The 23,098-nt window shown below is 65.8% G+C and carries 23 protein-coding genes; 11 read left to right on the forward strand and 12 right to left on the reverse strand.

Annotated features, from left to right (window positions below):
* The coding region (locus ACIP6G_RS06755; protein WP_365945440.1) for a CDGSH iron-sulfur domain-containing protein at window positions 1–106 on the forward strand (106 nt) is incomplete at its 5' end.
* 155 nt (window positions 107–261) lie between these two features.
* Here the strand turns inward: ACIP6G_RS06755 and ACIP6G_RS06760 are convergent.
* Complete coding sequence (locus tag ACIP6G_RS06760; RefSeq protein ID WP_105662145.1) at window positions 262–636, reverse strand: helix-turn-helix transcriptional regulator; 375 nt, start codon at window positions 634–636, stop codon at window positions 262–264.
* Between the two features lie 143 nt (window positions 637–779).
* On the opposite strand from ACIP6G_RS06760, the gene arsB reads away from it, so the two are divergent.
* Genes arsB through ACIP6G_RS06775 form a run of 3 tightly spaced genes read left to right on the forward strand, consistent with a single transcriptional unit; the run spans window position 780 to window position 3,730 of the window.
* Entirely contained in the window at window positions 780–1,835 is a 1,056-nt protein-coding gene (arsB, locus tag ACIP6G_RS06765) for an ACR3 family arsenite efflux transporter (protein ID WP_365945438.1), read from the forward strand.
* Window positions 1,836–1,846: 11 nt separating this feature from the next.
* Window positions 1,847–2,260, forward strand: a complete 414-nt coding sequence (locus tag ACIP6G_RS06770; RefSeq protein WP_365945437.1) for an arsenate reductase ArsC — start codon at window positions 1,847–1,849, stop codon at window positions 2,258–2,260.
* A 42-nt stretch (window positions 2,261–2,302) separates the two neighbouring features.
* The gene (locus ACIP6G_RS06775) at window positions 2,303–3,730 is read left to right on the forward strand and encodes an FAD-dependent oxidoreductase (protein ID WP_365945435.1); all 1,428 of its coding nucleotides are present in this window, start codon (window positions 2,303–2,305) and stop codon (window positions 3,728–3,730) included.
* A gap of 118 nt (window positions 3,731–3,848) precedes the next feature.
* Here ACIP6G_RS06775 and ACIP6G_RS06780 read toward each other — a convergent pair whose 3' ends face one another.
* The 4 genes from ACIP6G_RS06780 to ACIP6G_RS06795 are packed head-to-tail and all read right to left on the reverse strand — an operon-like array spanning window position 3,849 to window position 8,616.
* Window positions 3,849–5,654, reverse strand: a complete 1,806-nt coding sequence (locus ACIP6G_RS06780; protein ID WP_365945434.1) for an ABC transporter permease subunit — start codon at window positions 5,652–5,654, stop codon at window positions 3,849–3,851.
* On the reverse strand, window positions 5,654–7,189 hold the full coding sequence (locus tag ACIP6G_RS06785) for an ABC transporter substrate-binding protein (RefSeq protein ID WP_365945433.1): 1,536 nt from the start codon (window positions 7,187–7,189) through the stop codon (window positions 5,654–5,656). Before ACIP6G_RS06785 ends, ACIP6G_RS06780 begins: the two co-directional genes overlap by 1 nt.
* A gap of 51 nt (window positions 7,190–7,240) precedes the next feature.
* The gene (locus ACIP6G_RS06790) at window positions 7,241–7,915 is read right to left on the reverse strand and encodes an ATP-binding cassette domain-containing protein (RefSeq protein WP_105658744.1); all 675 of its coding nucleotides are present in this window, start codon (window positions 7,913–7,915) and stop codon (window positions 7,241–7,243) included.
* On the reverse strand, window positions 7,912–8,616 hold the full coding sequence (locus ACIP6G_RS06795; RefSeq protein WP_365945432.1) for an ATP-binding cassette domain-containing protein: 705 nt from the start codon (window positions 8,614–8,616) through the stop codon (window positions 7,912–7,914). Before ACIP6G_RS06795 ends, ACIP6G_RS06790 begins: the two co-directional genes overlap by 4 nt.
* A 196-nt stretch (window positions 8,617–8,812) precedes the next feature.
* Between ACIP6G_RS06795 and ACIP6G_RS06800 the strand changes: the two genes are divergently transcribed.
* Together ACIP6G_RS06800 and pstS are read left to right on the forward strand one after the other, a co-directional pair.
* A complete protein-coding gene (locus ACIP6G_RS06800; protein WP_400289362.1) occupies window positions 8,813–10,375 on the forward strand; it encodes an FAD-dependent oxidoreductase in 1,563 nt (520 codons plus the stop codon).
* A gap of 211 nt (window positions 10,376–10,586) precedes the next feature.
* The gene (pstS, locus tag ACIP6G_RS06805) at window positions 10,587–11,663 is read left to right on the forward strand and encodes a phosphate ABC transporter substrate-binding protein PstS (RefSeq protein ID WP_365945430.1); all 1,077 of its coding nucleotides are present in this window, start codon (window positions 10,587–10,589) and stop codon (window positions 11,661–11,663) included.
* 54 nt (window positions 11,664–11,717) lie between these two features.
* On the opposite strand, the gene nhaA is transcribed toward pstS, so the two are convergent.
* From nhaA to ACIP6G_RS06835, 6 genes are all read right to left on the reverse strand, one after another.
* On the reverse strand, window positions 11,718–12,950 hold the full coding sequence (nhaA, locus tag ACIP6G_RS06810; protein ID WP_365945429.1) for a Na+/H+ antiporter NhaA: 1,233 nt from the start codon (window positions 12,948–12,950) through the stop codon (window positions 11,718–11,720).
* Between the two features lie 131 nt (window positions 12,951–13,081).
* Complete coding sequence (locus ACIP6G_RS06815; RefSeq protein ID WP_166650850.1) at window positions 13,082–13,243, reverse strand: hypothetical protein; 162 nt, start codon at window positions 13,241–13,243, stop codon at window positions 13,082–13,084.
* Window positions 13,244–13,311: 68 nt separating this feature from the next.
* Window positions 13,312–13,953: a GntR family transcriptional regulator gene (locus tag ACIP6G_RS06820; RefSeq protein ID WP_365945428.1), complete on the reverse strand. Its 642-nt coding sequence runs from the start codon at window positions 13,951–13,953 to the stop codon at window positions 13,312–13,314.
* 88 nt (window positions 13,954–14,041) lie between these two features.
* Window positions 14,042–15,529: an FAD-dependent tricarballylate dehydrogenase TcuA gene (tcuA, locus tag ACIP6G_RS06825; RefSeq protein ID WP_365945427.1), complete on the reverse strand. Its 1,488-nt coding sequence runs from the start codon at window positions 15,527–15,529 to the stop codon at window positions 14,042–14,044.
* 95 nt (window positions 15,530–15,624) lie between these two features.
* Entirely contained in the window at window positions 15,625–16,389 is a 765-nt protein-coding gene (locus ACIP6G_RS06830; RefSeq protein WP_332595332.1) for a response regulator, read from the reverse strand.
* Window positions 16,382–18,019 (reverse strand): ATP-binding protein, encoded by a 1,638-nt coding sequence (locus tag ACIP6G_RS06835; protein ID WP_365945426.1) that lies wholly within the window; start codon window positions 18,017–18,019, stop codon window positions 16,382–16,384. Before ACIP6G_RS06835 ends, ACIP6G_RS06830 begins: the two co-directional genes overlap by 8 nt.
* A 154-nt stretch (window positions 18,020–18,173) precedes the next feature.
* On the opposite strand from ACIP6G_RS06835, the gene ACIP6G_RS06840 reads away from it, so the two are divergent.
* From ACIP6G_RS06840 to ACIP6G_RS06860, 5 genes are all read left to right on the forward strand, one after another.
* On the forward strand, window positions 18,174–19,160 hold the full coding sequence (locus ACIP6G_RS06840; RefSeq protein WP_365945425.1) for a tripartite tricarboxylate transporter substrate-binding protein: 987 nt from the start codon (window positions 18,174–18,176) through the stop codon (window positions 19,158–19,160).
* Entirely contained in the window at window positions 19,157–19,717 is a 561-nt protein-coding gene (locus ACIP6G_RS06845) for a tripartite tricarboxylate transporter TctB family protein (protein ID WP_365945424.1), read from the forward strand. The genes ACIP6G_RS06840 and ACIP6G_RS06845 overlap by 4 nt, the downstream gene beginning before the upstream one ends.
* Window positions 19,718–21,247, forward strand: coding sequence for a tripartite tricarboxylate transporter permease (locus tag ACIP6G_RS06850; RefSeq protein WP_365945423.1), 1,530 nt, complete (start codon window positions 19,718–19,720; stop codon window positions 21,245–21,247).
* A 204-nt stretch (window positions 21,248–21,451) separates the two neighbouring features.
* Complete coding sequence (locus ACIP6G_RS06855) at window positions 21,452–22,006, forward strand: type 1 glutamine amidotransferase domain-containing protein (protein ID WP_400289366.1); 555 nt, start codon at window positions 21,452–21,454, stop codon at window positions 22,004–22,006.
* 160 nt (window positions 22,007–22,166) lie between these two features.
* Window positions 22,167–22,475 (forward strand): DUF4193 family protein, encoded by a 309-nt coding sequence (locus ACIP6G_RS06860; protein ID WP_365945421.1) that lies wholly within the window; start codon window positions 22,167–22,169, stop codon window positions 22,473–22,475.
* Window positions 22,476–22,624: 149 nt separating this feature from the next.
* On the opposite strand, the gene ACIP6G_RS06865 is transcribed toward ACIP6G_RS06860, so the two are convergent.
* Window positions 22,625–23,092 (reverse strand): DUF4383 domain-containing protein, encoded by a 468-nt coding sequence (locus ACIP6G_RS06865; protein WP_365945420.1) that lies wholly within the window; start codon window positions 23,090–23,092, stop codon window positions 22,625–22,627.
* Between the last annotated feature and the right edge of the window lie 6 nt (window positions 23,093–23,098).

Consider the following 23,098-nt stretch of genomic DNA (forward strand, 5'->3'; position numbering starts at 1 on the left):
CGAGGCCCGGAAAGGGCCCGTCGCGCTATGCCGCTGCGGGGGCTCTGCCATCAAGCCTTTTTGCGATGGCACGCACAAGCTCATGAAGTTCGAGCGCCCGAAGTAGGGCACTGGATCCTGAAATGGGCTATTGCGCATCCGGGACCTGCAGCGTTTGATGCCGTTCGCCGAGCTGCCTGCGCGGACGCGGGAATGCGGCTAGTTGGTGGATCCCGGGTGGCGTGATCCCAGCCGCCTGGAATGCAGTTGCGGCAAGCCTGTCTAGGGTTTGGCCGCCAAGCTGGCGCCCAGGGATTCCAAAGCGCCAGGGACGACGGAGTAGTACGCCCACACCCCGCGCTTTTCGCGGTGCAGGATTCCGGCCTCCACCAGGATTTTCAGGTGGTGCGAGACCGTCGGCTGCTTGAGGCCCAATGGTTCGGGCAGGTCGCAGACGCACGTCTCGGCCGATTCGCTGGCGGAGACGATGGACAGGATGCGCAGGCGGTTGGGATCGCCCAGGGCCTTGAAGCGCAGTGCCAGCGCTTCGGCCTGCCCGGCGTTGAGGATTGCCTCGCCTTGGGATGGCGTGCAGCAGGCGTCGGCTGCCGGTGCTGGGGAAGTTCCTCCGGCAGGATTCACGGTGGCTGTGCTCACGGACCTTGGCTCTTTTCTTGGCTGGCGCCAGAGATTGACAAACGTCGATATGTTTCATCATACTCAAAACATCGACAATCGTCGATGCCTATTCTTGGAGTGATGAATCAGTGGCACCCGCGCCTGCGCTAGACGCTGCCCCCGTGGCGGCAAAACTTTCCTTCCTGGACCGCTACCTGGCCCTGTGGATCCTGCTGGCCATGGGCGTCGGCTTGGGTCTGGGCCGCATCTTCCCTCAGCTGGGCGAGCTGCTGGACCGCTTCACCGTGGCCGGGGTCTCGGTACCCATCGCCATCGGCCTGCTGGTCATGATGTATCCGGTGCTGGCCAAGGTCCGCTACAACGAAACCGGCCGCGTGCTGGCCGACAAGAAGCTGATGATCACCTCGCTGGCGATCAATTGGGTCCTGGCCCCGGCGTTCATGTTCGTCCTGGCCTGGGTATTCCTGGCAGACCTGCCCGAATACCGCACCGGCCTGATCATTGTGGGCCTGGCCCGCTGCATCGCCATGGTGTTCATCTGGAATGATCTGGCCTGCGGGGACCGGGAAGCGGCCGCGGTGCTGGTAGCTATCAACTCCGTCTTCCAGGTCATCGCCTTCGGTGCTCTGGGCTGGTTCTACCTGCAGCTGCTGCCATCGTGGCTGGGGCTGGAAACCACCAGCGCCGAGTTCTCCATTGCCGCCATCACCGCCTCGGTGCTGGTCTTCCTGGGCATCCCGCTGGTGGCCGGCTACCTGACCCGTACCCTGGGCGAAAAGGCCAAGGGCCGCGACTGGTACGAGGGAAAATTCCTGCCGAGAATCGGGCCGTGGGCACTGTACGGGCTGCTGTTCACCATCGTGCTGCTCTTCGCATTGCAGGGCGATAACATCATCTCCAGGCCCCTGGATGTGCTGCGCATGGCGATCCCGCTGCTGACCTACTTCGTGGTGGTCTTCGGTGCCGGAATGCTCATCGGCCACTGGCTGAAGCTGGGCTACCCGCGCACCACCACCTTGGCGTTCACCGCCGCCGGCAACAACTTCGAGCTGGCCATCGCGGTAGCCATCGCCACCTTCGGCGCCACCAGCGGCCAGGCCCTGGCCGGCGTGGTCGGCCCGCTGATCGAGGTGCCGATCCTGGTTGCCCTGGTCTACGTGGCCCTGTGGTCCCGGAAATTCTTCCCAGCTGCCAAGGCTCCCGCTACTTCTGCCTAAGGAAAAAACTCATGACTGCTATCGAAAAGCCTTCGGTTCTCTTTGTCTGCGTGCACAACGCAGGGCGTTCCCAGATGGCCGCCGCCTTCCTCGCCCACCTCTCCGGAGGGCGCATTGAGGTCCGCTCGGCCGGTTCCGCCCCAGCCGATTCGGTCAACCCGGCCGCCGTTGAAGCCATGAAAGAAGTCGGCATCGACATGTCCGCGGAAATCCCCAAGGTGCTGACCACCGAAGCCGTGCAGGACTCCGATGTGGTGATCACTATGGGCTGCGGAGATGCCTGCCCATTCTTCCCGGGCAAGCGCTACGAAGACTGGAAGCTGGAAGACCCCGCAGGCCAGGGCGTGCACGGCGTGCGCCCAATCCGCGATGAAATCCGTGCCCGGATCGAGAACCTCATCGCAGAATTGCTGCCAGCCAGCTAGGCGCAGACCGTCTCCAGAATTCCAGCAGCCAAGGAGAAGCCCATGAGTGAGCACCTTCCAGTCATCGTCATCGGCGCCGGCCCCATCGGCCTAGCCACCGCCGCCCACCTGCGCGAACGTGGGCAGGAGGTGCTCGTCCTGGAAGCAGGAGCCAGCGCAGGCGCCGCGATTTCGCGATGGGCCCACATCAAGCTCTTCTCCCCATGGCGCTTCAATATCGATGCCGCCGCCCGCCGGCTGCTGGAAACCCCCAGCGAGGGATACGCCGGAGGCTGGGAAGCGCCGCGGATCACCAAGCTTCCCACCGGCGCGGAGTTGGTCAGCGAATATCTCCAGCCGCTGGCTGCCCACCCGGACCTGTCACCGCGCATCCGCTACGGCCACCGCGTGGCGAAGATCAGCCGTGTGCTGGCCGACGGCCGCGGTGCCGACAAGGCACGCACCGCGCACCGCGATGAAGCCCCGTTCCTGGTGCGCACCGAGACTCCTGGCGGCCCGGTGGATCTTCTCGGCCGTGCCGTGGTTGATGCCAGTGGCACCTGGAACCAGCCAAGCCCGGTAGGCCGGGCCGGAATCGAAGCCATCGGTGAAGCGCAGGCGCGCGAGCGCGGCTTCATCATCTGCGGGCTTCCTGATCCGCTGGGCGCCGATGAGCAGGAGCTCGCGGGCAAGAAATTGCTGGTGCTTGGCGCCGGGCATTCGGCGGCGAATACCGTCATTGCCCTGGGCCGGTTGCAGAAGAAGTTCCCGGACACCCGGATCCTCTGGGGCCTGCGCGGGGCGGCCAACCCGATCCGGCTCTACGGCGGCGGAGCTGCTGACCAGCTCCCAGCCCGGGGCCAGCTGGGCACGTCGCTGCGCCGGCTGGTGGAGAACGGCAACGTGGAGCTGCTGGAAAATGTCTCCGTCGCTTCGATGAGCGCCGGCGAGCAGCTATCCGTGTCACTGGCTGACGGGCGCGAGCTGGCCGTTGACCGCATTATCGCTGCCACTGGTTTCCGCCCGGATCTGCAGATGCTCTCCGAACTGCGTCTGGACCTGGATGAATGCGTTGAAGCCCCGCGCCAGCTCGGGCCATTGATCGACCCGGAATTCCACAGCTGCGGAACGGTCAGTGCACATGGCGAAAAGCAGTTGGCGCACCCGGAAAAGAACTTCTACATCGTTGGAATGAAGAGCTATGGACGGGCTCCGACGTTCCTGATGGCTACCGGCTACGAGCAGGTGCGCTCCATTGCCGCTGCCTTGTCCGGCGATGCCGACGGGGCGGTCCGGGTTGAACTGGATCTGCCGGAAACCGGGGTCTGCTCCACGGATCTGGGCGGTCCCTGCGATGCCCCCGCGGCCAGCGACACCGCCTGCGGAACCGAGCCCGCCGAAGCTGCCAGCTGCTGCACCTCTCCGCAGCCGGGGAGCCTGGGATTGGCCACGGGAACACTGCACGGCAACAGCGAAGTGGCCGCCCAGTAAGCCAGCTTGGGCAAGGGGCGATCGCCACGGAAACTCGATGGAGCCAAGGGGCAACGCGGCATAAGTCGCGCTGCCCCTTGGCTCCATTTTCCCTCCAGGTCCGGGATAGGACCGCGTATCAGCTCACCGGGACCGGTGTGTTCCTGGCCGCCGGATCCTGCTGGGCTGCCGTGCCTCGGGTACCGGCACGCTGCGGGGCCGGGATTCCGGCGAGCGCCACCGCGCACACGGAAGTGAGCACCAGTGCGGTAGCTGAGGCGATGGCAGTCCACGGAGCCCGCTCGACGTAGCCGATGCCTTCGGCCAGCAGCAGGCCCCACTCCGGGGTGGGCGGCTGCGCGCCGAGCCCGAGGAAGCCGAGGGCGGCCAAGGCCAGTGCCACCCCGGGCAGCCGCAGCATCCCGTGCCTCAGCAGGGCCGGAAGCACCGCGGGCAGCAGATGCTGGACCCAGATCCGGCCGCGCGGCACCCCGGAGAGCGGAAGCCAGCGGATATGCGGCATGGCCCGGGCTTCGTCGAGCAGCGAGGCAGCATGCGTGGCCAGCGGAGGCCAGCTCACCCAGAGCACGGCCAGCGCCGCACCGCCGACCGAGGGGCCCAGCAGGGCCGCGATGACCACCCCGGCCAGAATCGGCGGAGTCGCGTTGGCGATTACCGCCGGCCCGCGCGAGATCTCGCCTGCTGCCGCTAGCAGCAGGCCGATCAGGATTGCGCAGGCCACGATTCCCAGCGCCGGGCCTACCGTGCCCAGGGTTCCGTGGGCCACGCGGGCCAGCAGATCCCGTCCGCTGGAATCGGCGCCGAATGGCAAACCGGCCCCCGGGGCTTGCAGCCTCTGGAAGGCAAGGGTGTAGGGGTCGCGCGGCAGTCCGAAAGCCAAGATGGCCAGCAGCGCGGTGCAGGTGATCGCCGCAGTCCAGCGCTGGATCCTGCCGTTGCCGCGCGCCTCGGGCGGGGCCGGCAGCGACCCGGCGGGCAGGGCGCCGCCGCGCAGCGCGCGCCGGGCCGCTGCGGTGAGCATTCCGATCAGCAGCGCCGATCCCGCCATCAGCAGCAGCCCGGCCTGCAAGGCGGGAATATCCTGCGCATTGGCCGCCCCGAGCAGGTAGCGGCCAAGTCCGGGCACCGCGAAGACCTGCTCCACGGCCACCGCGCCGCCGAGCAAGCCGATGAACACCAGGCCGAGCTGGTCGATGACTGCCGCGGCGGCCCGGCGCAGCACCCCGGAGAGGATGGCAGGGGCCGGAGCTCCGGCCAGGTGCCAGATCCCGGCCCAGCGTTCGGCGGCCACCGAGGCGATGGCATCGGCCAGCAGCCGGCCCAGCAATCCGCCGGCCGGGATGCCCAGGGCCAGCGCGGGCAGGATCGCGGTGTCCAGCCCGGTCCACCCGTAGGGCGGAAGCCATTGCAGCTGCACCGCCACCAGTACCAGCAGCAAGCTGGCCAGCAGGAATTCGGGCAAGGCGGTCAGCGCCACGCCCAGCGGCCCGGAACCTGAATGCTGCCGGTTGCGCAGCACGCGCAGCGCGGCGGGCAGCACCAGGGCGAAGGCCACGGCGAGCGCGATGATGGTGGCGAAGGCGGTGAGCGTGGCGGAGACCGACAGGGCCCGCCAGGCGCCGGGAGCGATTTCTGCCCCGCTGACCCAGGAGTTGCCCAGATCCCCGTGCAGCACCCCGGACCACCAGTGCAGGCTGGTGGCCAGCGGGCCCTGGTCCAGGCCCAGCTGCGCGCGCACGGAGGCCAACGCCTGCTCGGTGGGTTCCAGTTCGGCATAGCGTGCGCGCAGCACCGCGGCGGCCGGGTCCGTGCGCGAAAGCCAGGGCAGCGCGCCGGCTACCAGCAGCAGGGCCAGCGCGCTGAGCAGGCAGGATGCGAAGGACGGCCAGGAGAGGCGCCGCGCCTTCAGGGCGAACCAGTTCATCAGCGTTGCGGCTCCTGCTCGCTGTCCAGGCGGGTCTGCGCAGTGATCAGCTCGCGTTCGCGCGGATCCTGCGCGGCGTCGCGCACGGCGGGGCCCTCGCCCTGGATCACGCGTTCGTGCAGCAGCGCGATGGCCGCGTCGGTGCCCAGGATCCGGGCTTCGGCCAGCATGATCTGCTGCTGGCGCTGCTCCCCGGCTTCGGTTTCCGAGGCCCGGGCGATCGCCTGGTCCACGTCCTTGTCGCAGAGCTGGGCGATGGCGAAGCCTCCTTCGCAGGTGAAGTCGGAGGCGAAGTACGCAACCGGGTCCCCGGAATCAAGCACGGTGGCGCGCGAGAGGATGAAGGCATCGAAGGCGCCTTCCAGTGCGTCGGCCTCGATGTACTGGTATTCGCGCACATCCTGCTTCACGATGAATCCGGCCGCTTCCAGCTGCTGCTCCAGGATCACCGCGACTTCTGGCAGTTCGGCGCGGTCGGTGAAGGTGCCCAGGGTGATTTCCACGTCCTTGACCTTGGCTGGTTCGGCACGCTGGGCCAGCAGCTGCCGGTATTCTCCAGAATCGCGCAGTCCGGCGGCGTAGGGCAGGGCCGGGCCGAGCAGGCCCTCGGCTATATCGGCGCGGTTCTCATACACCGACTCCACGATGGCCGCCCGGTCGATGGCTTCGCGGGCCGCGGCGCGCACCGCCGGGTCGGCGAACGGGCCCTTCTCGGTGTTCAGGTACAGCGTGTTGGTGCGCGGCATCGGCACTTCGGTGAGCAGCTCCTGGTCCACCGTAGCGGCCTGCCCGGCGGGGATCGCCTCGATGACATCTGCTTCCGAGGTGCGCAGCGCGGCGGCGCGGGCGGTGCCATCGGGCACGAACTTCACGTCGATGCCCGAGGCTGCGGCCTTTTCGCCCCAGTAGCCCTCGTACCGGTCCAGGGTGGCCCCGGAAATCCCGTCTACGTCCACGATCTGGAAGGGGCCGGTGCCGTGGCCGGCCGGATCCACCCCGTTGGCGGTGTAGGCTTCGGCGGCGAAGATGGCCAGCTGCGGGCTGGAGAGCCGCTGGGGCAGCAGCGGGTCGGGGTCCGCGGTGGTGATCCGCAGTCCGTGCTCCCCGCGCACCGCGACCTTCAATGCGGTTCCGTTCAGGATGCGCGGCACCGGGGTGGAGTCGATGGCCCGCTGCAAGGAGTTCGCCACCGTTTGGGCGGTCAGTGGCTGCCCGTTGTGGAAGCTGACGCCTTCGCGGATCTCGAAGTCCCAGGCAAGCTCGCCGCTGCGTTCCCAGCTGGTAGCCAATGCCGGCTGGGCGTCCCCGGACGCATCGAGATTGACCAGGGTTTCGGCGGCGGACCAGCGCGAGAGCTTGAACGCGTCGTCGCTGAGCGGGCTGAGCCCGGAGCGGGGCGGCTGCATGTGGGCTACGGAGATGCGATCGGTGCTGCCGGCCTGCTCGGCGGCCGCGGAGAAGCAGCCGCTGAGGGCAAGTGCTCCGGCCAGCGGGATGGTGAGCAAGGCCAGGGTCTTGGGGCGGGGTCGATTCATGGGTGCGAGGTCCTTGGATGATGGGTGATGGGTGATCAGTTGGAGGGCGGGTTATCGGGACGGTGGGCGGATGGCGATGGTGCGCGAGCATTGCGCGGCCAGTTGCGGGTCGTGGGTGATCAGCAGCAAGGCAATGCCCGAGTTGGCGGCGGTGGAGAGCAGCTGGCCGGCGACTGCCTGGGCGGTGTCCGGATCCAGGGCGCTGGTCGGCTCGTCCGCCACCAGCACCGAGGGGTTCACTGCCACGGCGCGGGCCAGCGCGGCCCGCTGCAACTGTCCTCCGGAGAGCTGGTGCGGGCGCCGATCCAGCAGTGCCGTGTCGAATTGCGCCAGCTCGGCAGCCCGGTCGATGCCCGTTCCGGGGCCGGCTGGGGGAGCCAGCCGGTGGATGGCCTGCTGCAGCGAGGTGCGGATGCTCCAGCGCGGCACGAAGGCGGCGGCAGGATCCTGGGGCACGCCCTGGACCAGCCGGCGGCGTGCTGGCGCGTGGCTGCGCTTCGGTGCGCTCCAGTGCTGGCCCAGCACGCGGATTTCTCCGGAGTCCGGCAGTTCCAGGCCCAGCACGATGTCGGCCAGGGTGGATTTGCCGGCGCCGGATGGCCCGGTGACGGCCACCGATTCGCCCGGGGCCAGCGTGAAGCCAAGGGGCTCCAGGACCAGGCGGCGGGCTGCGCCGTGCCCGCGCAGTGCGCTGAGCGCGGATACTTCCAACGCGGGGATGCTCAAGCCGGTACCCGTTCCAGCCGGGGTGCGGTGGTGCTGGCGATCTTCCCGGAGTCCAGGACCAGGTGCCGGGTGGCCAGCGCTTTGGCGACTGCCGCATCGTGGGTGACCAGCACCAGGGCCTGCTGCTGGCCCAGCAGGGTGCCCAGCAGTTCCAGGATGAGATCCCGGGCGGTGTGGTCCAGGGCGCTGGTCGGTTCATCGGCAAGGATCACCGGGGCCTGGCTGAGCACGGCCAGGGCTATGGCGGCGCGCTGTGCTTGCCCTCCGGAGAGCTCTGCGGGACGTCGTGCGAGCAGCTGCGGATCGCCCAGCCCAGCGCCTTGCAGAATGCCGCGGACTTGCTGCGCGCTGGCGCCGGTGGCCTTGCGCAGTTGCCGTCCCAGCGGCAGCAGCGGATGCAGGGCGTCCTGGCCGCGCTGCGGGATGTAGCCGATGCGCGTTGAGCCGGGAGTGCGGGTTCCGGTGAATTCCAGTCCGGGCGCCCAGTTCCCGGTGATCATCGACAGCAGCAGCGACTTTCCTGCGCCGGACGGGCCGGTGATGACCACGCGCTCGCCGGGAAGAAGCGTGAACTCCTCAACGTCGAGCAGCGGGCTGGTGGCACTGGGCAGTCCCAGGCGTGCATTGCGCAGGAACAAGGCCGGGCTGGGCGGCAGCGGGGCGCGGGGCTGGCGGGCGAGCCCGGGCTCTTCAAGAGTCATAATGAGAATCATTATCACTTAAGTTTTCTCGGCAGCGCAAATCAGCCTCCGGGATCGGCAAGGCGGCCGCGGCGGGCCGCGGCCGCTGGCCAAGCTGGGTGAATTCGCCTAATTTTCCGTTGCCGTACCGAACCTCGGTGCTTGTGCATACCGTGGAATCAGGGTGCGGCAGCACACGGAGCAAGAGGAGAAAGCGATGATGGAGTCGTTATGGCAGGCGAAGCGTCCTTCCGGTGGCGCCGACCCATTCCAGCCGGGCGCAACCTATGACGCCATCGTCGTGGGCGCGGGGCTGACCGGGCTGGCCACCGCCGTGCTGCTGAGCCGGGCCGGATTGAGCGTCACGGTGCTCGAAGCCAGGTTCGCCGGGGCCGGAACAACAGGAGCGAGCACCGCGAAGCTCAGCTTGCTGCAGGGCACGGTGCTCTCCGGGATCCGGGAGCATTGTTCCCAGGAGGTCGTGGACGCCTATGTCCAGGGGAATCTCGAAGGGCAGTCGTGGTTGCTGCGCTATCTGGAGGAGCGGGATGTCCCCGTGCAGCGGCGGGATGCCTACACGTACACCGAAGCCGAATCCGGACGTGCCAGGCTGGAGAAGGAAGCCGAGGCAGCCCGCAGCGCCGGGGTGGAGGCCAGCTGGTGCGGCCCGGACATCGGATTGCCGTTTCCCGTCGCCGCGGCGCTGGCCTTGCCTGGCCAGGCGCAATTCAACCCCATGGAGGTTATCGAGGCCTTGGCCAGCGACCTGCGCTCGCGCGGGGGCAGGATCGTCGAGGGCGTCAGAGTGCGCGATGCCAGTGCCGGGGCCTTGGCCACGGTGCATACCAGCCAAGGCGAGAACCGTGCCCAGCAGGTCATCCTGGCCACGGGAATCCCCATCCTGGATCGGGGACTGTATTTCGCCAAAGTCGAACCATCGCGCTCCTACGTGGTTGCGCATCGCATTGATGCAGGCACAGGTGCGCTGCCCCAGGGAATGTACCTGTCCATCGACCAGCCAGCACGTTCGCTGCGGACGGTTCCTCTCGACGGGCAGGAGCTGCTGCTGGTGGGCGGCAACGGCCATCCGGTGGGCCAGCAGCTCTCCGAGCTCGGCCAGCTCAAGGACCTGGATATCTGGACCAGAAGGCATTTCCCCGGGGCCGAACTCGCCGGGCAATGGTCGGCGCAGGACTACAGATCGGCCAATATGGTTCCGTTCGTTGGCCAATTGCCCCGCGGGGGAGGGAACATCCATGTGGCCACGGGCTACAACAAGTGGGGGATGGCCAATGCAATTGCCGCCGCCCTCCAGCTCAGCGCGAACATCCTCGGCGGAAATATCGCCTGGACGCAGGCGTTGTCGCAGCGCGCGACCACCCCGGCCGACCTGGTCGCCGGGGCGAAGATCAACTCCCGGGTTGCTGGAAAACTCGTAGAGGGATGGAAACGCTCGCTGCTTGGCGAAGCAGGCAAGGGCGCCGCGCAGGATGCAGGCGGCGTGTTTGGCGAGGAGCGGACTCCGCCCGCCGAGGGCCAAGGTCTGGTGCTGCGCGAGGGCCTGCGCCCGGTCGCCGTGTCCACAATCGGCGGGGCCACCTGCCGGGTGTCCGGGATCTGCACTCATCTAGGTGGCGTGCTGTCGTGGAATGACGCGGAGAAATCCTGGGATTGCCCGCTGCACGGGTCCAGGTTCAGTCCGGCCGGGGAAGTATTGGAGGGGCCGGCGACGCAGGACCTCGCTGCTATCGACTCGGCAACTGGCACCGGCGGGGATTAGGAGACTGGGAAACACAGTTCAACGCCCGCGGGCCCGCCGAGTATTCATCTGCTGTGGCCAGGGAATGATTTCGGAAAGTGCAGGGATGATGATTCACTGGAATTTCAAGTACACCCGCCGTTCACCTTGGACCCCAGGAGAAGTTTTGCGAACCACCGGACCTGCCCGGCCACCTCTGCCTCGAACCGCCGCTTTCACCGCGATTGCCAGCATGGGCCTGGTCCTGCTGCTTTCGGGCTGCGGGTCGGACTACCCGCTGGGAGAAGAGCAGCGCAAGGCCGCTGAATCGAATAGCTCTAGCCTTCAAGGCACGCTGACCGGCGGCGGATCCACCGCGCAGAATTCCGCCATGAACGCCTGGACCACCGAATTCTCCACCATGCACCCCCAGGTCCAGGTGCAGTACGCCTCGGTGGGCTCCGGCGCCGGACGCGCCGGGCTCCTGGCAGGCGGCACCGAATTCGCCGGATCCGACGCTTACCTGAAGGAAGAGGAAGTCCAGCGCTCCATCGAGACCTGCGGCCCGCAGGGCGCGATCAATATCCCGGCGTATATTTCCCCGATCAGCATTGCCTTCAACCTGCCGGGCATCAAGGAATTGAACATGGATGCCCCAACGATCGCCAGGATCTTCTCCGGTGAGATCCGCTCCTGGCAGGACCCGGCCATCGCCCAGCTGAACCCGCAGGTCCAGCTGCCCGACCTGCCGATCACCGGGGTGGCGCGCGCCGACGATTCGGGCACGACCGAGAACTTCACCGAGTACCTGCATGCGGTTGCTCCCGAAGCTTGGCCGCACGAGCCGGATGGCGGCTGGCCGGATGCCACCGGCCTGGAGAAGGCCCAGGGCAATGCCGGTGTGGTGACCACCGTGACCCGCGCCGTGGGCGCGGTTACCTATGCCGATGATTCCCTGGTGGATAAGTCGCTGGGCAAGGTGAAGCTGAAGGTCGGCGAGGAATTCGTGGCAGTCAGCGGGGAATCAGCGGCCAAGGCCGTGGCCGAATCAGAACGGGTCCACGGCCGCGGTGAGCACGATATCGCCCTGGAGCTGGACCGCAAGACCACCGCCGCCGGCGCGTACCCGATGGTGCTGGTCTCCTACCTGCTGTTCTGCAGCGGCTACGAGGATCCGCAGACCGTGGAACTGGCCAAGACCTTCGGGCAGTACGTCGTCAGCGACCAGGGGCAGAAGACCGCAGCCGACTCGGCCAAGAGCGCGCCGATGCCGCAGCAGCTGGCCGAAGATGCCCGCGAAGCCATCGATTCGATCACCGCGCGTTCCTGATTCGGGCGAACAGCCCTGCTGCATCCATCCGCAGGAAGGATGCAGCAGGGCTAGCTATGCAGCAGTCTTGGCCGCCGCGCGGTACGCGCGATTTCGCGACCCGAGCAGCGCCGCGCCGATGACCGCGGCCAGCAGCGAACCGCACAGCACCCCGACCTTCACGTACTGCGCTTCCTCGCCGCCCTGGCCGAAGGCCAGCTCGCCGACCAGCAGGGAGACGGTGAAGCCGATGCCTGCCACGAAGGACAGCCCCAGCACATCAGGCCATTTGATGCTGCCATCCAGCTTGATTCCCGGAAGCCTGGTGACCAGGAAGGTGGCGGCGGTGATGCCCATCGACTTGCCCAGCACCAGGCCGGCAATGATGCCCAGTGCCACCGGGCTGGCCAGCGCTTCGCCCAGTCCGGACAGGCCGCCGACCGGAACACCGGCAGCGAAGAAGGCGAACACCGGAATGGCGATGATGGATGAGGGAATGGACCACCGGTCCGCGAAGTGGGCGGCCAGGCCTTCGTGGATCGCTTCGCCCTGCTCGGTGCTCCCGGTGCGCACATGCGCCCGCTGGGTGGCAATCACCGGAACCATGAAGCCCAGCAGCACGCCGGCCACCGTGGCGTGGATCCCCGAGGCATGCACCAATGCCCAGACGGTGGCGCCGAGCGGGATCAGGACCCACCAGGCGCGGACCCCGCGCTGCACTGCCAGCGCGAATGCCGCCAGCGGCAGCAGCGCGAGGAGCAGCGGCAGCCAGGCCAGGTCATCGGTGTAAAAAATGGCGATGATGGAAATGGCCAGCAGGTCATCGACCACCGCCAGCGTGAGCAGGAAGGTGCGCAGGGCAGGGGGCAGGAACTTGCCCACTACTGCGATCACGGCGATCGCGAAGGCGATATCAGTGGCTGCGGGGATTGCCCAGCCGTTGATGGCGGAGCTTCCCGATGCGGAGATGACAAGGACGTAGAACAGTGCCGGCAGCGCCACGCCGCCCACGGCTGCGGCCACCGGAACGATCGCCGTGCGCGGATTGCGCAATTTGCCGACAACGAATTCTTCCTTGAGTTCCAAGCCGACAACGAAGAAGAAGATGGCGAGCAGGCCGTCAGCGGCCCAGGCTCCGACCGAGAGATTCAAGTGCAGGGACTCGGGGCCGAAACGGAAGTCGCGCAACCCCTCGTACCATGGGGCTGCAAGGGAATTGGCCAGGACCAAGGCGGCGAGGGTGGCGCAGAGAAGCAGCAGCCCGCCCATCGAGTCCTGCTTGAGGGTTTGGCGGATTCCACGCCACATGGCGTGGGGTGCTTGGCGTGATACGCCAGTTGAGGGGTATGGCAAAGTAACGGGTCTTTCTGGGATCCGGGAAAAGGGCACGAGGGTGCGCGGAATCCACCGGAGAAAAACCAGGAGTCGGGACCGCGCAACTAGTGGCGCGGTGGCGGGCAGCCGGCGATCTCGCCGTGGGCGTTGGTTCCCCAGGAACTCAACCACCCGTTGGTGCCGCTGGCTAGCTTGGTCAGCAGTTTCCCCTTGGGGAAAACGGCAGCGAGAAGCCGCTGCGCATGCGTTGAGACGACCAGAGCCATGCTTCCAGCGTACAGACCAGTGAGGCATTGGCCTAACCCGTGACGGCCCTGCCGCCTTGGGCCTGCCGCTAGTGCATCAGGCTGGCGAACATCTTCAAGCGCAGCGCCTTGGCGGTGGCCATATGGGCCTGGATGAGTCCGCAGGCCTTGGCGCTGTCGCGCTCGCGGATGTTCTCCACGATGCGCTGGTGCTCCTCCAGCGCTTCGGTCCACCGCGAGCCGACCGAGAGCGTGGATGTCGGGGCATGGATCTGGTGGGTGGCCAGGCGCTCCAGCAGATCTTCCAGCACCGGGTTATGCGCAGCGCGCCAGAGCGCGCGGTGGAACTCGATGTTGGTGGCCAAGCGGGTGGCGTCATCTGGTTCGGACAGTGCCCGGTCCCGGTCAACCAGGGCCTGCAGCCGCATCAGGTCCACTTCGGTGCGCACCGAAGCGGCTTCCTGGGCGGCCTGGCCTTCGAGCAGGATGCGCAGGTCGTAGACCTGCATGATCTGCTCGGGGTCGATTTCCTTGACGAAAAGACCGCGGGCGCGGCGCTCCAGCAACCCTTCATGCAGCAGGCGGGTCAGGGCTTCGCGTACCGGGGTGCGGGAAACTCCAAAGCGTTCTGCCAGGGCGACCTCGCGCAGGGCATCCCCGGGCTGGAATGCGCCTTGCAGCAAGTCGTCCTTGAGCTGGGCATGGATTGAATCCGAATCGAGCTTGGCCATGATCCCCATTCTCGTCTAAGGCTGGATGGCGGGTAAAACCATTGTTCCGCCAGTACAGGCGTACTGGCGGAACAATGGGATTTAGTACTTAGGCAAGGTTACCGGCACGCCGGCCGAAGACCACACCGGCTGCCAGGCCGGAACCGCCCGGGTAGTTGGCCGAGAACAGGCCGCCGAGCATTTCGCCGCAGACGTACAGGCCTTCGATGATCTCGCCGTTCTCGTCCAGCACCTGGCCGTCGGTGTTGCCCTTCAGGCCGCCGAAGGTGAAGGTGATGCCACAGGTGACCGGGTAGGCGTAGAACGGGCCGGTCTGAAGCGGGTTGGCCCAGTTGCTCTTAGGGGGAGTTACCTTCGCGGCGCGCCCATCGAGCACGTTCGGGTCGTAGGCGATGGAGGTGTCGATGGAAGCATTGAATTCCGAGACGGTCTTGGACAGCGCCGCTGGATCCACGCCGATCTTCTGCGCCAATTCCTCAACGGTGTCGGCGATGACCTCGGAGATCTCCGGCATCTCGTACTCTTCGGCGCGCAGCATCGGACGCAGCGACGCGTCGAAGACCTGGTAGGCGATGGAGTCCGGCTGCTGCAAGATGACCTTGCCGTACTTGGCGTAGGTCAGGTTGCGGAAGTCCGCGCCCTCATCCAGGAAGCGCTCGCCGCGGTTGTTCACAATGATTCCCAGCGGGTAGGACTGGCGGGTCAGGCGATTGGTCAGCTCGCGGTTGGATTCGTTCTTCGGGGTCAGCGCGTCCCATTGGACCGAGTGGCAGGTGCTCCAGTCCCCGCCCTTGGCGGCGCCGATTTCCAGGCCGGCGGCCAGCATCTCGCCATTGTTGAAGGGGGTGCCGCGGACCTTGGCGTTCTGCCAGCCTTCGCCCAGGTGCTCCTGGCGCCATTGCGGGCTGGATTCGAAGCCGCCGGCGCCGAGGATGACCGACTCGGCGCGCAATTCCTGCTCTTCGCCGTTGGCGCGGACCTTGACGCCCACCACCTTGCCCTCTTCCACGATCAGGCCGTAGACGTCCTGCTCGAAACGGACTTCGGTGCCCAGCTTCCGGGCTACTTCCAGGTGGTCCTTCATCAGGCCTTCGCCGCCGTCGACGTTGCCCACGTGCAGGCCGCCCCAGAACAGGTAGCCGCCCTCCGGGGTCTTGTAGGCCTGGCGTTCGTACATCAAGCGGTACTTCAGGCCCAGGGACTTGAGCCAGCGCAGGCCGGGAGCTGCTTCCTTGACCAGGACCTCGGTCATTTCCTTGTCGTTGCGGCCCTCGGTCACCTTGGCGATGTCGCCGGCGTAGTCGGCCTCGGAGTAGGGCGGGACTTCGGAGACCGGGTGGCGCTCATCGAATTCCACCAGATCCTGCAGGTCTTCCAGGCCGTTGTGCGCAATGCGGGTAGCGCCTGCGGTGTAGTAGCTGTTGCCGCCGAACTGGTCGCGCGGAGCCTTTTCCAGGAGCAGAACCTTGCGGCCGCGGGTCACTGCCGCGTGCGCTGCGGTGAAGGCCGCGTTGCCGCCGCCGACCACAATGACGTCTGCGGCGTTGGCAGCGGTTTCCTGAGCATGGGTTGTCATGAGATGGCCTTTCGGAAATGAAGACGTGGGAAAACGTGGATCCGAAATTAGTGTATACACTAATGTGCATTAAAAGCCAGTGTGATGCAGGAAATTCAGCTGACCCACGAATACCGGTGCTCGGGACGGCCTGCCGAACCGTAGCGCGGACGCAGCTGGGCCTTGCCCGCCGTGACCAAAAAGTCCAGGTAGCGCCGGGCACTGACCCGGGAGATCCCGCAAATTTCGGCAACCTCCAAGGAAGACAGGGTGCCATCCGGATGGCCCGGTGCGCTGCGCAAGGCTTCTCCGACCAGTGCCATGGTGGGCGCGGTGAAGCCCTTGGGCAGCCGCTCGGTCTGCGCGCCGGTAACGGCCCCGGGTGCCAGTTCGAGGACTTCGGGGATCCGGGCATCCCCTCGTCCACTGGCGGCCTGGAGCAGCTGGTCGATCTCGGCCTGGCCCAGCTCGTCGATCTGCTCCTCTGGCTGCGCCACCGCTCCGGGCTGCTCCGAAACGCGCTGGGCATAGAGCGCCAGGCGCTGCTTGAACTCGTCCACGGTGAAGGGCTTGACCAGGTAATCTTCGACGCCGTGGCCCACTGCTTGGCGCACCGCATCGCGTTCATTGTTGGCGGTAATCATGATGACGTGCGCGTCGGATCCAGCTGCGCGCAGCTGGGCCAAGACTTCCAGCCCGGTCAGATCCGGCAGGTGCACATCGAGCAAGACCAGATCCACCTGCCCGGATTGCACAAAGGGAACCACGCCTGAACCGCGCTCCAGCACGCCGACCACTTCAAAATGCTCCATGCCCTGCAGGTAGCGGCGGTGCAGCCCGGCCACTGCGAAGTCGTCATCGACCACGAGTGTCTTAATCATTGAAGTAATCTCCTTGCACGGGAATGGGAATGCTCTGCTTAACCATAGGTGGCTTCGACGGAGGCCAGGCGGCGATGACCTCGGCGCCGCCCAGATCACTGGAACCGAACTTCAGCACGCCACCGCGCCGGGTCCGGATGCGGTCAACCAGGGCCAGGCCGATGCCCCGTCCGTGGACTGCTCCCGGCGCCCCGGTTTTGCTGCTGTAGCCAAGCTGCACCAGGCGGGCCGCGTCGCCTTCCTTGATGCCCGGGCCGGAATCGCTGACCGCGATGCGCATGCCGGTGGGCCCGGCGTTCAAGTGCAATGACACCACGCCGCCATCGCCGGCGGCCTCGATGGCGTTGGCCAGCAGGTTCGAGGCGACGGTGATGGCATCGTCGTCAATCGCGGTTCCGGGCACCACCGCGGAGTAGGGATGCAGTTCCAGCCGGACCCCGGCTTCGCTGGCCACGGCCTGCTTGGCAACGAAGAGCGCTGACAGGGTGGGGTCGCCCAGGTGCGTTTCCGGATGCTCGCCGCGGGCGCCGGAGAAGCGCTGTATATGCTCCTTGGCTTCTTCGTATTCGCCGATGGACATCAGCCCCGAGAGCAGGTGCAAGCGGTTGGTGAATTCGTGGGCCTGGGCACGCAGCGTATCGGCCAAGGACCTCTGGCCGCGCAACTCGCGCAAGGTCTCTTCCAGCTCGGTGTGGTCGGTCAAGGTCAGGGTGCGTCCATAGTGCTTGGGTCCCAGCATCGCCTCGCGGCGGGTGGCGATCAGCACGCGCTCTCCGGAAAGCACGTTCTGCACCGATTCGGCCTCGGGGGAGTCGCTGCGCAGCAGGTCCACCAGGCTCTGGTCCAGGACCTCTTCGGCTTGCTGGCCCACAGTGTCTTCGGGGAGATCCAGCAGCCGGCGCGCTTCGCCATTGACCAGGGTGAGCCGGCCATTGCCGTCCACGCCCAGTACGCCATCGCTGACTCCGTAGAGCACCGCCTGCTGCGCCTGCTTCAGCGAATCCACTTCTTCGGGGTCAACCCGGTAGATCCTGCGAATGGCCCGTTCCACCAGCGCGGCCGCCAGGGAGCCGATGGCCACGGCCAGGATAATCCACGGCGCGAATGCCCAGACGATATCAACCAGGCTGGCGCGCACCTTGCTTTGCAGGATGCCCACGGAGATGGTGCCAACGATCTTCCCCTCATTGAAGACCGGTTGCTTCACGCGCAGGGTGATGCCCAGGGGTCCTTCCTCCACGCCCCTGAAGGTTTCGCCGTTGCGGATGGATTCATGATCCGAGGAAACCGGCTGGCCGATGGACCCGGGATCGGGGTGGGCCACGCGGATGCCGTTCAAATCGGCAATGGCCACATAGTCCACTCCGGATGCCGATTCGGCCAGGTGGGCCAGCGGGGCGACGACTTCGGCTGCGTTTTCGGGATCCTCGGCCAGCGCGTGGCCAATCGGGGCCAGCTGGGCCGTTTCCTCGGCCACCAGGGCGACGCGGCTGAAAGCGCTGTCCTCCACCCGGTTGATCTCGAAGCGCATTACGATCACCGAAACTGCCAGCAGCGTGATCAGCACGGTGGCTAATTGCAGGAACAGGATGCGAACCCGGAAGCGCTGGCTGTTCTTTATCCATTGCATGGTGGACCGCTTGCTCCCGTTGTTTTTATTTTCTTAATTGCCCGTTATGACCAGAACCGCATTCCCGGTGTGTTTCGGCTCACTTTGACTGCACACTGGGAAAGGCCGCACCGGGAATCGGTGAGGTGAATCACTAACAATGAGGTTACGGAAAATGGTGAGCAAACGCATCTTGAGCCGGTCCCTGTACGGCGTTGTCGTCGTGGCGGTAGCGGGACTCGCATTCACCAACGCGGCAGCGTCGGGCGGAGAGTCCTCGGCGCGGAACAAGTTGGTCATCATGGCCCCTGCCTCGCCCGGCGGCGGCTGGGACGGCTTCGCCCGTGAAGCCCAGCAGGCACTGAAGTCCATCGGCGCAGTGAACAACGTGCAGGTCACGAACATCCCGGGAGCTGGCGGCACCATCGGCTTGAGCCAATTCGTGCAGATGACCGGGCGCCACGACATGCTCATGGCCACCGGCGGGGTGATGATCGGCGCAATCGAGCTGGCCGATTCCGAGGCCACCATGAAGGACGTGGAGCTGGTCGCGCGCATGTCTGATGACTACGCGGTGCTGGTAGTACCGGCCAAGTCCGAGATCAAGACCCTGGACGAGTTCATCGCGGCCTGGAAGAAGGACCCGGGGAAAACCTCGATTGCCGGCGGTTCGCTGGGTTCGATCGACCACCTGCTCACCGGTGCGGTGGCCCAGGAGGTGGGCATCGACCCGTCCAAGGCCAACTACATCGCGTACTCCGGCGGCGGCGAGGCACTGACCTCGATGCTGGCAGGCACCACCGTTGGCGGCATGTCCGGCTACAACGAAGTAGCTGACCAGATCGAAGCCGGAAACCTGCGGGCGCTGGCCATCTCCTCGGAAGAACGGCTGCCGGGGGTCGACGTCCCGACTTTCAAGGAACAGGGAGTTGACGCGGTCATGGCCAACTGGCGCGGCTTCGTCGGTGCCCCAGGCATCACCGAAGAGGACAAGCAGGTCTTCGTGGACATGGTCCACGAAATCCATGAATCCGAGCAGTGGAAAGATGCGCTGGAGCGCAACAACTGGACCGACAGCTTCATGATCGGCAAGGAATTCGAAGAGTACGTGGACAGCGAAATCGAAGTCACGGAACAAATCGTCAAGGGACTGGGACTATGAGCATTCAAGCACCCCAAGCAACAGAGGGCAACGGCACCGGCACCCGCCGCAACGCCGCCCCTGCCCAGAGCTTCTTCAGCGGGCGCAGCGAACTGGTCGTCCCGGCTCTGATGCTGGCCCTGGCGCTCTTCCTGACTTGGCAGACCGCCACCATGGAAGTACTGGGCAAGTCGGTCCCCGGCCCGCAGTTCTTCCCGACCATCGTGTGCGTGCTGCTCTACGGCGTGGTCATCGCCCACACCATCCAGATTTTCCGCTCCCCGCGCGGCGGCGCAGCCGCGCCGGCCGCGGAAGAAAAGCAGTACAAGACCCAGTCGGACTGGAAGACCATGGGCATGGTGGTGGCCGGCGTCATCGGCTTCATCCTGATCCTGCCCTACGCCGGCTGGATCCTCAGCGCGGCAGGCCTGTTCTGGGTCGTTGCCCGCGCACTGGGCAGCAAGAAGGCGTTATTCGACGTGAGCATTGCACTGCTCTTCTCCTGCGTGATCCAGTTGGCTTTCAACGCCGGACTGGGATTGAACCTGCCTGCGGGATTCCTGGAAGGACTGCTCTAGATGGAACAGCTCAATCTGCTGCTTGAGGGATTCTCAAACGCACTGACCCCAATGAACTTGCTGTGGGTGCTGCTTGGTGCCCTGCTGGGCACCGCCGTAGGCGTGCTGCCCGGCCTGGGCTCGGCGATGGCCGTGGCGCTGCTGCTGCCTATTACCTTCTCGCTGGATCCCACCGCCGCGTTCATCATGTTCGCCGGCGTCTACTACGGCGGGCTGTTCGGCGACTCCACCTCCGGCATCCTGCTCAATACGCCGGGCAATTCCTCGGCGATCGCCTCGACCTTCGAAGGCCACCGGATGGCCCGCAACGGCCTGGCCGCCAAGGCCCTGGCAACTGCGGCCATGGGCGCCTTCATAGGCGGCCTGCTGGCCACCACCGTCGTGGTGTTCTTCGCCCCGACCCTGGTCAAGCTGGCCACCGCTTTCGGTCCGGCTGAATACTTCGCGCTGGCAGTCTTCGCCTTCCTTGCAATCTCCTCGGTGGTTTCCGACTCGATCGTCAAGGGCCTGGTGGCCCTGGGCATCGGATTGGTCTTGGCCATGGTCGGGGTGGATGGGCCTTCGGGAACCATCCGCTACACCCTGGGCCTGCCACAGCTCTTTGACGGCATCTCCATTGTGGTGATCACCGTGGGCCTGCTGGCCCTGGGCGAAGTGCTGCATATTGCCTCGCGCATCCACCGCGACCCGGAAGCCGTGAAGATCAAGCCGAGCGGCCGTCCGCGCCTGCACCGCCACGACATCAAGAAGGCCCTGCCGGCATGGCTGCGCGGTACCGCTTTCGGCCTGCCTTTCGGCATCATCCCTGCTGGCGGTTCCGAGGTGCCGACCTTCCTGGCCTACGGCACCGAAAAGCGCCTGGCCAAGCGCCGCGGCGATATCGAATTCGGCCAGATCGGTTCCATCCGAGGCGTGGCTGCTCCGGAAGCCGCTGGCAATGCCACCGCCGGCACCGCCATGGGAGCCTTGCTGGCCCTGGGCCTGCCCACCAGCGCTACCGCGGCCATCATGATCGCCGCCTTCCAGCAGTACGGCATGCAACCAGGCCCGCTGCTGTTCGAACGCAGCGGCCCCATGGTGTGGACCCTGCTGGCCTCGCTGTTCATTGGACTGGTGATCCTGCTGGTCATGAACATGCAGTTCGCGGTGCTGTGGGCCAAGCTGCTGCTGGTCCCGCGCCACTACCTGTACGCAGGCATTACCGTGCTCTCGGTCCTCGGCGTCTACGCCATCAGCGCCGCGCTGCTGGATCTGTGGATCCTGCTGGGTGTGGGACTGGTTGGATTCGTGATGCGTCGCTACGAGATCCCCTTGGCTCCGGTACTGATTGCAGTGATCCTCGGCCCGCTGGCCGAAACCGAGCTGCGCCGTGCACTGACCGTCTCGGAAGGCGATGCGAGCATCCTGGTTTCCAGCGGAATCACGATTACCTTGTACTCGATCCTCGCATTGACGCTGGCATTCACCGCCTACAAGCACGTGCGTGCTAGCAAGAAGGCCAAGGAAGATGCCCAGCTGATCAACGCCTGATCATCTCCTTTACAGCAAAGCACAGCACAGCACAGCAGGCCTTGCCGCTTCTACCGCGGCAAGGCCTGCCGTGCGCGTTCAAGGCGCATGGCAGCACGGCGAAAGCCCGGTCCGAAGCCGGCGGCTGGATGCTTCCTGACTGCGGCTTGCCTGCGGTAGCTGCCCAGAGCACAGTGGGCTGTGGACGATGAAAGGAGCATGAATATGCCAGACGTAGCAGGCAAGAAAGTTCTTGCCGCAGTTTCCAACCGCGGAGTCGAGCAGGATGAGCTGAAGAAGCCAGTGGAGCACTTGCGCCAAGCCGGTGCGGAAGTGGTGATCGCGGCCCCGGAGGCCGGCCAGGTCAAGTCGCTGGTCGGCGATTGGGATCTGGGGGAGGTCTTCGAAGCCAGCGAAACGCTGGCGGCAGTGAACGAACAGGATTTCGACCTGCTGCTGATCCCCGGCGGGACACTGAATGCCGACAATCTCCGCTTGGATGCCGATGCCCAGCGCATTGCCAAGTCCTTTGCAGGTTCGGGCCGGCCGATCGCTTCCATCTGCCATGGGCCATGGCTGCTGGTGGAAACCGGATTGGCCAAGGGCAAGACCTTGACCTCATACACCTCGATCAGGACCGATGTCGTCAATGCCGGCGGCACCTGGAAGGACGAACGGGTTTTCCGCTGCCCGGCAAACGGCTTCGTGCTGATTACCTCGCGCAATCCAGGTGACCTCGATGCGTTCAACAGCGCCATTGCCGCGGAGCTCGGCTCCTAGCAATTGGCGGCCAGCCGGCCAAGCCGCCGTCGAAGCCAGCCTTCTGGACGGCGGCTTCGCTGCGCTGGGACCAAAGCACGCCATCCAGGGCTTTGGCGATCGAAGCGCACGCCACCACGCTGTGGTTGTCGCGTATTTTCCCACCTGTGGAGGCAGGAACATGGCTGCAGATTATGACGAGGTTCGTCCGGATTTCGCCGCGGCGTCCGAGAAGACGCTCAAGGACGTGCAACAAGCCGATGCCCCCGACGCGAAGAGCGTTGTGGCCGAGCTTGAAGAAACCGACCTTTCCGATGGCGTGGAGCTCCCTGGCGCCATCGTCGAGGAAGAGCTGAGCGTTGAAGTCCTCCCGCAAGCAGCGGACGAGTTCCACTGCGCCAGTTGCTTCACTATCCGCCATCGCAGCCAAGCCGTGCAGAAGACTGGCCTAGGCGTCATCTGCCGCGACTGCGCCAGCGAACTCGCCTAGATTCCTGGGATTCCCAGAATCCCGGCGTTCGGCGTTCGTCGTTCCAAGGCGTTGGGTATGGCGATGACGCTGAGGACTTTGCCATGGCTGCATGGAAAAGCGGGCACCCCGTCATGCCGGGGTGCCCGCTTCAGCAATTCAGCATCTGGTCAAGCCGTGTGCGGGTCCCGATGCTGTCCGGTCGCCTTGCGGGAGAGGAGCAATCCCAAGACGATCATGAGCGCACCGAGCCCCAGATGCAGCCAGTTATCGGCATCGTTCAGCGGGATGAAGTTGGCGGCGCTGTCGAAATCAATGACCAGCCCGTAGACCCACAGGGCCAGGTAGATGATTCCGCCGCCAATGAGGTAGCTGCGGGCAGCAGGCACGGTTCGCGCCATCAGGTAGCCGGCAACACCGAAGAGCAGATGCACGGCATTGTGCAGGTACGAGACCTGGAAAATTCCCAGCAGCTTGGCTTCAGAGTGGTGGCCGGCACCAGAGAGCGATTCGTAGTTGGTGGTGATTCCCGGAATGAATCCGAGGACGCCGACCAGGAAGAACACGATGCCGACCGCTAATGCGGCCTTTTGCACCAGCGGACGTGTTGCTATGACAGGATCTTTTGGATGTTCCATGATCTT

It is taken from the genome of Glutamicibacter sp. NPDC088483 (genome assembly GCF_044753145.1).
Lineage (GTDB): Bacteria > Actinomycetota > Actinomycetes > Actinomycetales > Micrococcaceae > Glutamicibacter.